We start from the raw sequence: 11,648 nt of genomic DNA on the forward strand, positions 1-11,648 counted from the left end.
AGTATATTTAGTACCTTAAAAAAATGCAATTTGAATAATTACCAACCTTCATACACCATTGATGAAGCTAGAAAAAAACTAGAAAGCTATTGCGCATATCAGGACCGTTGTCATAAAGAAGTAAATCAAAAACTTAGAGACATGGGGATGATACCTAGCGCCATAGACCAAATTATCAATACGTTGATTCAAGACAATTTTTTGAATGAAGAGCGCTTTTCTAAAAGTTTTGCACGGGGTAAATTCAGGATTAAAAAATGGGGAAAAAGGCGCATTGTAAGCGAACTAAAACAACGCAATATCTCTAAATACAACATTACCTCTGCTCTTAAAGAGATTGATGAAGATGACTACCTAGAGACACTGGAACTATTAGCACAAAAGAGATTGGATGCCATTTCTGAAAAGAATATTCAAAAAAGAAGAAAAAAATTAGCCGATTATCTTTTATATCGTGGCTGGGAAAGCCATTTGGTTTACGAAAAGATTACCGAATTAATCAAATAAAAAAGGGCGATTGTATACACAATCGCCCTTTTTTTTATTTAAAAATATATTCTTACAAATTAAATGTAGCTCCAAAACTAAATACAAATTGATTGTTTAATTCTTCTGCTGCACTTAAATCATCTGTTTTATACTTTGCAAAAGGAACTGACGCTTCAGCAAATAAACCAAAACCATCACTAAAGAAATAACGCGTTCCTAAATGGCCACCAAAATTCTTTAATCCTAAATTTAAACCAGGATAAATATCAATATTATCTGGCAATTGCATTACACTACCAAGGTTGGCATTAAATCTAGCTTTTAAGTCAAATCTATCTCCAAAATCTGCATCGATAACATCATCTACACCTAATACATATCCTGCTGTAGCTCCAATAGAGAAATTTTCTCCCATTCCGTAGTCATAAGTTACCCCTATCCCGGTTCCATTATCCTGGAAATTAGCTCCTATTTGAAATTTTGCATCGTCTTTACCACTATAGGCTTGAGCATTTGCAAAAGAAACCCCTAAAATCATTGTTAAAGCAACTAATACTTTTTTCATTTTATTATTTTTTAATTGTTTGTGTACTATTTTTTAAGAGGGCAAATATATCTATTCTTATTTGATTGCCCTATCCATATACGTATTTGTTCGACGTATAGCCTTTTCGTTTTTCCCATCAATCCATTTTTGACCATAAAGTTTTCGCATTATATTATCATAATACCTCATAATAAGAATATTATAAGCTGCTTTCCCTAAGTTCTTGGGGGTTCGTGCAATAGCACGTAAGCTCATAGAAAAACCAGGAGTAATATATTTCATGTAGTGCCAATACCCTTCCGGCATATACAATACCTCCCCATGTTCTAGATAGGTTTTATATCCTGTAGCATTTTTCAATGCTGGCCATTTCTCGTAATCGGGATTAGAAAAGTCTATACTCTCGTGTGTAATGAGAGAATGTGGTATTTTATATAAATGTTTGTTTTGAGATTGATCAAAAAGTATAATTTCTTTTCGCCCTTCAAAATGAAAATGAAAAATGTTTGCCAAATCAATATCATAATGCATGAAGGTGTACGAATCCCTACCTCCGAAGAATAACATTGGCAAGTCCTTTAATAATTTTAAACCAAAATCAGGAAAGGTATAATCCTTCTGAAGCTCAGGAACTTCTTTTAGAATATTCCACAAAAAGATTCTAAATTTAGTAGGCTCCTTTTTAAGCAAATCAATATAATCTGCCATTTTCATTTTAGCGTGTGGCTCATTGAAACCATCCTCATGGCTCACGGGGCGATTATCATAAAGAGGCACTGTTTTATCTCCAGCAACCGCTTTCATATACTCTAAATTCCATTTTGTATACGCAGGCCAATCCTCAATAAACCTTTCTATCACGACAGGTTTTTGAGGATTAAAGTAGTTTTTTACAAAATCAGCTTTTGTAATTTGACTTACCCTTGGAATATCTATTAAATTCAATGATAATCAATTTTAAAATAGCTGTAAATTTAGAAACCTATGAATAAATCATTCATAAATTTCCATTTAAAGCCACCTTATTGCTATAAAAATCTAGTTATACTAAGCCTTAAGACAATTTTGCCTTAGCCTTAGCTGTTTCGTTACGTTCAATAGTATGACCAGGTCTAGTCCATTTTGGTTTTTCACCTAAGGTTTGAAACTCAGAATCTTGAGCTTCTACTGTTTTAGGCTGAGAAACTTTAGTAAATGGTTTCTGAGGGTTTAAACCTAAAAGTTTAAACATTTCCATATCATCGTTTACATCAGGATTTGGAGTCGTCAATAATTTATCACCAGCAAAAATTGAATTTGCTCCAGCGAAAAAACACATTGCTTGGCCTTCTCTGCTCATTTCTGTTCTTCCTGCAGATAAACGCACTTGTGTTTCTGGCATAACAATTCTTGTTGTCGCTACCATTCTAAGCATATCCCAAATTGCTATTGGCTCTATATCTTCCATTGGCGTACCTTCTACAGCAACTAATGCATTGATAGGCGTAGATTCTGGTTGCGGATTAAGTGATGCTAAAGCAACTAACATCCCTGCTCTATCCTCTAACTTCTCACCCATACCGATGATACCACCACTACAAACGGTAACATTCGTTTTACGCACATTACTAATCGTATCTAAACGATCTTCAAATGCTCTTGTAGAAATAACATCTTTATAATAATCTTCTGAAGTATCTAAATTATGATTGTAAGCATATAAGCCCGCTTCTGCTAAACGTTTTGCTTGGTTTTCAGTAATCATACCCAAAGTACAACAAACCTCCATATCTAGCTTATTAATAGTTCTCACCATTTCTAAAACTTGATCAAATTCTGGTCCGTCTTTTACATTACGCCATGCAGCTCCCATACATACTCTTGAACTTCCTGAAGCTTTTGCTCTTAACGCTTGTGCTTTTACATGAGGAACAGTCATTAAATCATTCCCTTCTAGACCTGTATGGTATCTTGCCGCTTGCGGACAGTATCCACAATCTTCTGGGCAACCTCCTGTTTTTATAGATAGCAAAGTAGATACTTGAACCGTATTTGGGTCATGATTTTCTCTGTGTATTGTAGCAGCATCATACAACAATTCCATCATTGGTTTGTTATAGATCTCAAGTATTTCCTCTTTTGTCCAGTTGTATCTTTTCTCGCTCATGTAGCTCGTTTTATCAATTGCCAAAAATAGCCTATTTGTAATTCAAATCCCAATAAAGAAATTCATGTTTATTAAAAAAGTCCCACTGAAATTAGTTTCAGCAGGACTTTTTTATAAGGTTTATTTTTAGTGTTTATGCTTCAGAATCATCCTTTTTAGGTGCTGAACTATCGCTAGCTACCTCTTTAACTTCTTCTGCAGGCATATCTTTACCTTTTAAATATTCTGGCAATTGCATTCCTGCCATGTTAAACATTTCTTGTAAAGGCGGAACTGACTTGTACATTCCTGAGATAAAATTAGCTGTAGAACCTTTTCCATCCGCAGATTTTGCACCAGAATCCCAAACAGTAATTTTATCAATTTTTATATTCTTAATAGCTTCTGCTTGCGTTTTAACTAATTCTGGAAGTTTATCTGCAACCAATAACAACACAGCATCTTTTGGATTATTACCCGCTGCTTTCACTATCTGATCAAGACCTTGCGCTTGCTTGGTTAAAATTTCTAATAAACCTTGTGCTTCTGCTTGTGCCTTAAATAAAATTGCATCTGCTTCCCCTTTTGCTATACGTCTTGTACGCTCTGCATTAGCTTCCGCATCAATCTCAACTTTTTTCTTATCAATTTCTGCAGGAACAACAATATCTGCCATTTGAGAACTACGAACACGTTCTGCCCTTGCCAATTCTGCTAATTGTTCTGCCGCATACGATTCTTCCAATGCTTTTGCCGTTTGCACTTTTTCTGAAGCGATTGCTGTACGCTCTGCTTCTGCCTCTCTTTGACGACGTAATGAATCTGAATTTGCAACATTAATTTTCGCAATGTTTTCTCCTTCAACCGCCTGTGCATTTGCTGCCGCAACCTGAGTACGTTCATCCTGTACGGCATTAGCCTCTCCAATAGAACCATCTCTGTTTTTCTCTGCTACCGATTTACGTGCCGCATTTATTGCATGTGCCGCTGCCTCTTTACCTAAAGCTTCAATATATCCAGATTCATCAACAATATCTGTAATGTTTACGTTGATTAACTTTAGCCCCACTTTCTTTAGCTCTGATTCTACACTCTGAGAAATATTCGTTAAAAATTTATCCCTATCCGAGTTAATTTCTTCAATATCCATTGATGCTACGACCAAACGCAACTGTCCAAAAATAATTTCTTGTGCCAATTCCTGAATTTCGTTTTGCCCTAAACCAAGCAAACGTTCTGCTGCATTTTGCATTACACCCGGCTCTGTTGATACCCCTATTGTAAATCTAGAAGGCACATTTACACGAATGTTCTGCTTACTCAACGCATTTACCAAGTTAACCTCTATAGAAATAGGGGTTAAATCTAAAAATTGATAGTCTTGAACTACTGGCCAAATAAAAGCCGCTCCACCATGAATACAGCGTGCAGAATTACCACCACCCACTTTACCATACACTACAAGGATACGATCTGAAGGACAACGTTTATACCTCCTGATAAAGGAAATAATAATGATAAAAAAGAATAAAATTACAAAACCAATGGTCAGCAAAGTAGCGGAACCTCCGCCTAATTGTAAGGGTAATAATAGCATATTTGGTTATTTATTTAAAAGTTCAACAATTAATATTCCGTTATCAGTAATCGTTTTTACACGCACGACATTGCCTTGATGTAAATCTGAGTGTTCTTCCGTTAAGGCTTCTAATTCACGTAATGTGCCCTGAACATTAATACTGACTTTACCTATAAAAGAGCGATTTGCACCAACCGTTAGATACACTTCCCCTACTTGATTAATCGCATTATTAAGATTTAAAGTACCGCTACTTTGTAATTTTGCCAAGTAATAAAACAAGGAAGCCATTGCTAACATCATCAATAGGCCGCATACAATTGAAATAAGAACGACCATAAATCTTGGCAAATCTCCGCTCAAAGCTGCTATTCCAGACCATCCGAAAATAGTAAAGAATCCCATTAAGTTTTTGAAAGATAAAAACTGAAAGTCTATTCCGGTATCACCATCTATTTCTGTATCAACATCTCCTCCAATACCATCGGAGTCCCCACCTACTACAGTTAAAATCAATAGTACTAGAAATATTGTTGATGAAATACCTGCTACCAGCCAATAAATTTTTTCAAATAAATCGAGCGCTTCAAACCATTGTTCCATACTTTCTAATTTAGTTGATTATTCTACTCTTTTAAGTAAGATACTCACCGCATTCCCTCCAAAGCCAACAGCATTTACGACTACTCTTGCTATTTTTTTGGGAACGGAATCATACGTTACGTAAGGAACTTTAATTGCTTTTTGATGTTGCATCATTAGTAGTGCTAATTCTAAACTCAACATGCCCGAAGCTCCGAACGTATGACCTATCTTCCACTTATTAGTAGTTAAGAACGGAACTTTGTTACAAAATATTTTCTCAATTGCTTTTATTTCTGAAGAATCACCTTTAATAGTTCCTGGCGCATGAAGTACAATCACATCTACCTCATCAGAATTTAATTCTCCTAAAGCCATTTTCATAGAACGTTGAAAACAAACAGCATCTGTAGAAATAGAAATATTATGTTCTAAGACCTCTGTTGCATAGCCAATACCTTCTATAATTGCTAAAGCATTTTCAGGAACTCCTTGTTCTAAACAAACCACAGAAGCACCTTCACCCAAAACCATAGTATTTTGCGTTTTCTCTAAGTTAAAAGCTTGGCAAGGGTAGCTTTTCCCGGGTTCAGCTGCCACGTTTTTACTTTGCTCTGAAGCAGGGGTATCTCTAGCATAAATTTTCAGTGCTCTAATTTGAGCGATAGTAAATGGGGTTAATGGCGCTTCACTACCACCTACCATAAACTTATCTACCATACCACTTTTTATCCAAGCATACCCATTTAATAACGCATGCAGCGCTGTGGAACAAGTTATAGAGTGTGATATTTCTGGACCCTGTGTTTGCAAATCGTGTGCTATCCAAGAAGAAATATTCCCCAAGGTTGTTGTAGGAGACGCTAATGTAGAAGACGTCTTGTTTTTGAGATATTCCTCGTGGTATTTTTCAAAAAGTGATGTTGCACCTCTTGAGGAACCTATATTTACCCCAAAATTAGCATCTTTTGACCATCCTGCCGCTTTCATTGCTTCTCGGGAAGCAAACAAAGCAAACAATACACTATCATCTAAATTCTTATATTTACTATCCGATTTTTTTAATGTCAATATTTCATCCTTCGCCTGTGCACTAAGCGTACCAACCCAAGTATCAATCTCATCAAAACTTAATTTAGAGAGCGCCGTATCATCACTTAGATACTGCTCCCAAACTTCTTTTTGCGAAATTCCTAATGGAGAAATCGAGGCTATTGCGGTAATAGATATTGGTGAATTCAAATTATTTTCTTTCTAAATTAATTCTAAAACTGCTTTTATACTATCGTAAATTTTTCGCAGCTGCTCATCAGTGATAACATAAGGTGCAGAAATATAAATAGTACTTCCTAAGGGACGTAAAAATACACCTTGACTCATGAAATGATTCATCAACTTATCACGCAAATCCCCATAGCGTTCCATCTCAATAGCCAAATCAAGTGCATAAATAGTTCCGGTTTGCCTTGTCCGTGCTACTTTAGGATGACTTTTTATTTCTAAATCGAAATTTTTATGTGCTGCGATTACGCGCTGAATATTCTCTTGCATTTCATTAGAAGTAAGCAATGCTATTCCCGCTAATGCTGCTGCACATGCTAATGGATTTGCAGTATATGTATGCCCATGAAACAAGCCTTTTGACATATCTGCACTATAAAAAGCATCATATACTTGCTGCGTACAACTTGTCGCTGCCATAGGAACCATACCTGCGGTTAATGCTTTAGACATACAGATTACGTCTGGTTTTACAGCTAGATGATCTGAAGCAAAATATTTTCCAGTTTTTCCAAATCCCGTCATCACCTCATCGGCAACGGTAATCACACCATACTTCTTCAATAGCGTTATTATTTTTTCTAAACCTTCTGGATCGTGCATCTGCATTGCAGCTGCCCCCTGTATTAGTGGCTCGTAGATAAACCCTGCAATATCATTTTTTTGCAGGCGCTTTTCTAATTTCTCTAAAACTTCCGCAATATTTTCTTTTGTTGGCGTTGCTACACGCTCTACAGCAATAAAAAAATCTGCAAAAGGACCGTTATAAACCGACAGGCCAGAAACAGACATTGCCCCAAAGGTATCTCCATGAAAAGCATTGTCGAAAGCCAATAAAACAGTCCGCTTATCCCCCTTGTTAAAGTGATATTGCAAGGCCATTTTTATTCCAATTTCGGTAGCTGTAGAACCGTTGTCTGAGAAAAATATTTTTTCTTGATTTGGAGGTAATATTTTTATGAGCTCTTCAGATAGTTTTACTGCAGGCTCATGGGTAAAACCACTAAAAACTACCTGATCTAGTTGTTGCATTTGCGCGTATACGCGTTCTATGATAAAATCATTGCAATGACCGTAAGCACTTGTATACCAAGATGAAATTCCATCAATATATTCCTTACCATCTTCATCTGTTAAAATACATCCTTTTGCTTTTGCAATAGCCAACATGGTAGGATGCAACTTATGTTGGGTTAATGGATGCCAAATGTGTTTTTTATCTCTGTCTGAAAGTTTTTCCAATGTGAATAGATTTAAGAGACCGTCTTTTTTATATCTTGCAAAGATGCTAATTAATAGCCAATAAACACAACCATTACATGCTTACAAAGCTCTTAAATCGTTTAAGTCCTGAAAATAACAATCTTAAAAATAAAAGTGTATTCTTTATTCTAATCATAGTATCCTTTTTAATCCGATTGCCATTTTTTTTCAGGGATTATATTGATCGTGATGAGAGCACCTTTATTATCATGGGACAGTCGTGGGTTAATGGTCATTTACCCTATATGGAGCTTTGGGATTTAAAGCCTCCGCTTAATTTTTTGTTTTTTGCAGCCATCATTTATCCTTTCGGGAAAAGTATATTTTTAATTCGCCTTTTCGGTGCTATCATCGTGGCAATAACTTCTTTCTACACCTATAAAATAGCACTTGAAGTAAGTACAAAAAAAGTTGCTTTTTGGTGTGCCATCTTCTGTATTTTCTTTCAAAGTTTATTTGGGAGTATGCAAGGTGTAATGTCTGAACATATTTCAATTGTCTTCTTTATACCGGGACTATATCTTATCCTAAAACACAAAGAATGGTATTGGGTATTAGCCTCTGGGATATTCATGGGCTTAACGGCTATGGTTAAATTAAATATGGCCTATCCTATTGCCTTAATTGGACTCTTTTACGTCTACACGTATTGGAAAAGTAAAGATTTTAAAGTAGGCATAAGAAATACGTTTTTATACGGTTTTGGAATTATCATGGTCATTGCATTAACGGTGCTCCCCTATTACTTAAATGGAAATATCACTTTATGGTGGAACTCTGTTATTGAAGCCCCAATGATGTATGCAAATTCTAAACGAAACGCCCTTCTTAGTTTTGCTCCACTATTACTTGTAATCCTACTCTTTTTATATTTGGCTCAACGAAAAAAAATATTTGATTTTAGCAATACAGCTATCCAATTATTATCCTTAGTAACTATAGCAGTGTATTTATCCTTTGTAAAAGGTGGTCGTTTAAATGGTCACTATTTAATACAGCTATACCCTACACTATTAATCCTGGTAGGGATGGCCGTTAGCAAAATTCCTGTAGTCGTAAAGAAAATACATAAAGTGTTCATAGTACTGCTTCTTCTTATAATACCCATTGAAAGTTATGTGGAGTATTTCGCAATTATAAAAAACAAAATTGAAAAAGGCACTTTTTATAATGGCGAAGGCATTGAAGTTACCAATTATTTAAAAGAAAATAACATCGATTTTAACAACATATTATTTACAGAATACCATATTGGTTACTGGTTTTTAAATGCAAACCCACCCACTAAGGCAGCAACACACCCTAGTAATATATGTAGATCAGAATTATTCCCTTATTCAGAAAACCCTAGGAAAACTGTTTTTGAAGAGATCCAGTATATCCTAGAAATTAAACAACCACAAATTATCGTAAAGAAAGAAGGGAGTCAACTTTTAGATAAAAGATTAATCGATGAAAATATTTACGTTAATGCCTATTTAGAAAAAAAGTACACACCCATTAAAACAATTGGTAAGGCCGTTCTTTACCAGCGTTTAAAGTAATTCTAAAGCCGATTTAAACTGATCTGCATATTTTTTTATGGTTGCTTTATCAAAAACAGCCTCCTCATCAATTCTTCCAATACAAGGAACTTTTGTTTTCTTCAGTATAATTTCTTCAGTGGTTTTTTGTTCGTTTCCACTAAATAAAATAACCACATCATACTTTCTTTCTTGCAACCATCCTACGGTTAATAATGTATGGTTTATACTTCCTAAATAATGCCTAGATACCACAACAACCTTATAATTTGGCATGATAATATCTAAAATAGTATCCTCATCATTTATAGGAACCAATAATCCGCCTGCCCCTTCAATCACTAAATGATTCTCTGTTTCTGGTTCTTCTATTTTTTCTCTATCAATAACCACCCCATCTATCGCTGCTGCTGCATGTGGACTCATAGCTGTTTTTAAGGCATAGCTATTTTTATGAATTGTAGTCTTGGCATTAGAAATAATTGCTGCTATCTTGTGACTATCAGAATCCTCTAATTCTCCCGCTTGTATTGGTTTCCAATAATCGGCTTCAAGAGCTTCTACTAGAATAGCAGATGCTATCGTTTTACCTACTTCTGTTGAGATACCTGTAACAAATAATTGTTTTTTCATAAATAAGGGTTTGTAATCATCTTACAATTTAGACATTTGTATTTTCTTTTTTCAAAAAATGGGAAGAGTTTGTAAAAAATACTTTTTCGGGCATAATAGGTTTCAGATTTTTGAGCTTTACAATTGGGACAGGTAATAGGCAAACCATCATCTCCTATAGCGTACGCCCTAATACTATCATATATCTCTAAAGCGCGCTCTTTATCCTCCTGAAAAACTTGCACTTTTGCTCCTCCAATGGCATTACTAATCATAGGATCAGAATTTATCGTATTCTCATCCTTTACAAAAACAGTAATCCCTTCTGATTCTAATTTCGCCTTAAAAACTTGCAAATCGGAGGAATATTCAAATGTTGCTATCGTCACCCATTTATCTACCATGATTTAATGTATTAATTTTTTCAAAATCTTTAACACATCAGATATCTCTTGCTGCGTATTATAGCTATGCAAACAAAAGCGCAATCGCTCTTGCTCTTTAGCAACTGTAGGCGATAAAATTGCTTTTACTCCAAAATTATTATTTTGCAGTTCAGATGCCAAATTTTTTACCTTTTCATTCCCTGAGATTACACAGCATTGAATAGCGGAATTACTCTCAATAAAAAACGCTTTAAGCTCTAAGTTTTCTAATTGATTTTTAAAGTACTTAATATTATTTTTTAGCCTTGAAATTGATGCTGATGTAGCAAGCTCTTGATAAGCCAGATAAATTGTAGCCAAGGAATGTGGAGGTAGGCCCGTGGTATAAATAAAACTACGGGAAAAGTTAACTAAATACTCTTTTAGCTGCACACTTCCTAAAATTGCTGCGCCGTGGCAGCCCATCCCTTTTCCAAAAGTAACGATTTGTGCAAATACTTGTTGGGCAATATTTAATTCGGAAACTAGACCTCGGCCTTCTTTTCCGAAAACACCTAAGGCATGCGCTTCATCTACCACAAAATGGAGTTTATGCATTTCACAAAAATTGGCGAATGCTATAAGATCTGGTGAATCGCCATCCATAGAAAAAACAGACTCCGTCACCACATAAACCTCAACTCCTGCACCCTGAGGTTTCTCTAATTCTAAAACCCGACTAATAACACGCTGTAAATCTTTTACATTATTATGCTTAAACTTATATCCTTTAGCTGTACTAAGTGCAATACCATCACGGATACTCGCATGAATATACTCATCATAAAAAATATAATCTCCGCGTTGCGGGATGGCACTAAAAAAACCAACATTAGCATTATAACCAGAATTAAATACTAAGGCAGTAGCTGTGGCATGGAAGTTTGCTATCGTATCCTCTACTTCAATATACAGATCATAATTTCCAGAAATTAATCGAGAACCTGTAGCACCATTTAATTTCAGATTCTTTTCTGCTAATAAAGTAACAGCACCCTCAAAAATTGCGGTGTTTTTTGCAAAACCTAAATAATCATTGGAAGAAAAATCTATCAGATGTTGTTGTACCGGCAGAGACCGGAGCGCATTAGCCCCTCTTCGGTCTTCTAGTTTTTTACTTAATTTTTCTGGAAAGCTAGCCATAACACAAAGGTAATATTAACTATAGTAGACGATTTAGAAAAGGTGTTATATTTTTTAATCTATTTACTACGGAAACACG

12 protein-coding genes are annotated in these 11,648 nt (G+C 35.3%); 2 read left to right on the forward strand and 10 right to left on the reverse strand.

Going from position 1 to position 11,648, the window contains the following annotated elements; translation table 11 throughout:
* Positions 1 to 30: 30 nt before the first annotated feature.
* Entirely contained in the window at positions 31 to 507 is a 477-nt protein-coding gene (locus GQR94_RS06025; RefSeq protein ID WP_158974631.1) for a regulatory protein RecX, read from the forward strand.
* A gap of 52 nt (positions 508 to 559) precedes the next feature.
* Here GQR94_RS06025 and GQR94_RS06030 read toward each other — a convergent pair whose 3' ends face one another.
* The 7 genes from GQR94_RS06030 to bioA form a co-directional block, all read right to left on the reverse strand.
* A complete protein-coding gene (locus GQR94_RS06030) occupies positions 560 to 1,054 on the reverse strand; it encodes a DUF6646 family protein (RefSeq protein WP_158974632.1) in 495 nt (164 codons plus the stop codon).
* A 57-nt stretch (positions 1,055 to 1,111) separates the two neighbouring features.
* On the reverse strand, positions 1,112 to 1,981 hold the full coding sequence (locus GQR94_RS06035; protein ID WP_158974633.1) for a cupin-like domain-containing protein: 870 nt from the start codon (positions 1,979 to 1,981) through the stop codon (positions 1,112 to 1,114).
* Positions 1,982 to 2,090: 109 nt separating this feature from the next.
* A complete protein-coding gene (gene bioB / locus GQR94_RS06040) occupies positions 2,091 to 3,182 on the reverse strand; it encodes a biotin synthase BioB (protein ID WP_158974634.1) in 1,092 nt (363 codons plus the stop codon).
* A gap of 133 nt (positions 3,183 to 3,315) precedes the next feature.
* A complete protein-coding gene (locus GQR94_RS06045) occupies positions 3,316 to 4,758 on the reverse strand; it encodes a flotillin family protein (protein ID WP_158974635.1) in 1,443 nt (480 codons plus the stop codon).
* A gap of 6 nt (positions 4,759 to 4,764) precedes the next feature.
* The gene (locus tag GQR94_RS06050; protein ID WP_158974636.1) at positions 4,765 to 5,343 is read right to left on the reverse strand and encodes a hypothetical protein; all 579 of its coding nucleotides are present in this window, start codon (positions 5,341 to 5,343) and stop codon (positions 4,765 to 4,767) included.
* Between the two features lie 18 nt (positions 5,344 to 5,361).
* A complete protein-coding gene (locus tag GQR94_RS06055) occupies positions 5,362 to 6,564 on the reverse strand; it encodes a beta-ketoacyl synthase N-terminal-like domain-containing protein (RefSeq protein WP_158974637.1) in 1,203 nt (400 codons plus the stop codon).
* A 12-nt stretch (positions 6,565 to 6,576) separates the two neighbouring features.
* The gene (gene bioA, locus GQR94_RS06060) at positions 6,577 to 7,845 is read right to left on the reverse strand and encodes an adenosylmethionine--8-amino-7-oxononanoate transaminase (RefSeq protein WP_158974638.1); all 1,269 of its coding nucleotides are present in this window, start codon (positions 7,843 to 7,845) and stop codon (positions 6,577 to 6,579) included.
* 77 nt (positions 7,846 to 7,922) lie between these two features.
* Here bioA and GQR94_RS06065 point away from each other — a divergent pair, with 77 nt between their 5' ends.
* The gene (locus GQR94_RS06065) at positions 7,923 to 9,410 is read left to right on the forward strand and encodes a glycosyltransferase family 39 protein (RefSeq protein WP_158974639.1); all 1,488 of its coding nucleotides are present in this window, start codon (positions 7,923 to 7,925) and stop codon (positions 9,408 to 9,410) included.
* Here GQR94_RS06065 and bioD read toward each other — a convergent pair.
* Genes bioD through GQR94_RS06080 form a run of 3 tightly spaced genes read right to left on the reverse strand, consistent with a single transcriptional unit; the run spans position 9,402 to position 11,569 of the window.
* A complete protein-coding gene (gene bioD / locus GQR94_RS06070; protein ID WP_158974640.1) occupies positions 9,402 to 10,022 on the reverse strand; it encodes a dethiobiotin synthase in 621 nt (206 codons plus the stop codon). The two genes, GQR94_RS06065 and bioD, sit on opposite strands and share 9 nt — an antisense overlap.
* Positions 10,019 to 10,405: a DUF2007 domain-containing protein gene (locus tag GQR94_RS06075; RefSeq protein WP_024479179.1), complete on the reverse strand. Its 387-nt coding sequence runs from the start codon at positions 10,403 to 10,405 to the stop codon at positions 10,019 to 10,021. Before GQR94_RS06075 ends, bioD begins: the two co-directional genes overlap by 4 nt.
* 3 nt (positions 10,406 to 10,408) lie before the next feature.
* The gene (locus GQR94_RS06080) at positions 10,409 to 11,569 is read right to left on the reverse strand and encodes an aminotransferase class I/II-fold pyridoxal phosphate-dependent enzyme (protein ID WP_158974641.1); all 1,161 of its coding nucleotides are present in this window, start codon (positions 11,567 to 11,569) and stop codon (positions 10,409 to 10,411) included.
* Positions 11,570 to 11,648: the final 79 nt, after the last annotated feature.

Source organism: Cellulophaga sp. L1A9, from assembly GCF_009797025.1.
Taxonomy (GTDB): Bacteria; Bacteroidota; Bacteroidia; order Flavobacteriales; family Flavobacteriaceae; genus Cellulophaga.

Bases quoted from the DNA above. Each gene is read 5' to 3' on its own strand.
- GQR94_RS06030 (WP_158974632.1), bottom strand. From the start codon at position 1,054: ATGAAAAAAGTATTAGTTGCTTTAACAATGATTTTAGGGGTTTCTTTT.
- bioB (WP_158974634.1), bottom strand. From the start codon at position 3,182: ATGAGCGAGAAAAGATACAACTGGACAAAAGAGGAAATACTTGAGATC.
- GQR94_RS06045 (WP_158974635.1), bottom strand. From the start codon at position 4,758: ATGCTATTATTACCCTTACAATTAGGCGGAGGTTCCGCTACTTTGCTG.
- GQR94_RS06050 (WP_158974636.1), bottom strand. From the start codon at position 5,343: ATGGAACAATGGTTTGAAGCGCTCGATTTATTTGAAAAAATTTATTGG.
- GQR94_RS06065 (WP_158974639.1), top strand. From the start codon at position 7,923: ATGCTTACAAAGCTCTTAAATCGTTTAAGTCCTGAAAATAACAATCTT.
- bioD (WP_158974640.1), bottom strand. From the start codon at position 10,022: ATGAAAAAACAATTATTTGTTACAGGTATCTCAACAGAAGTAGGTAAA.
- GQR94_RS06075 (WP_024479179.1), bottom strand. From the start codon at position 10,405: ATGGTAGATAAATGGGTGACGATAGCAACATTTGAATATTCCTCCGAT.
- GQR94_RS06080 (WP_158974641.1), bottom strand. From the start codon at position 11,569: ATGGCTAGCTTTCCAGAAAAATTAAGTAAAAAACTAGAAGACCGAAGA.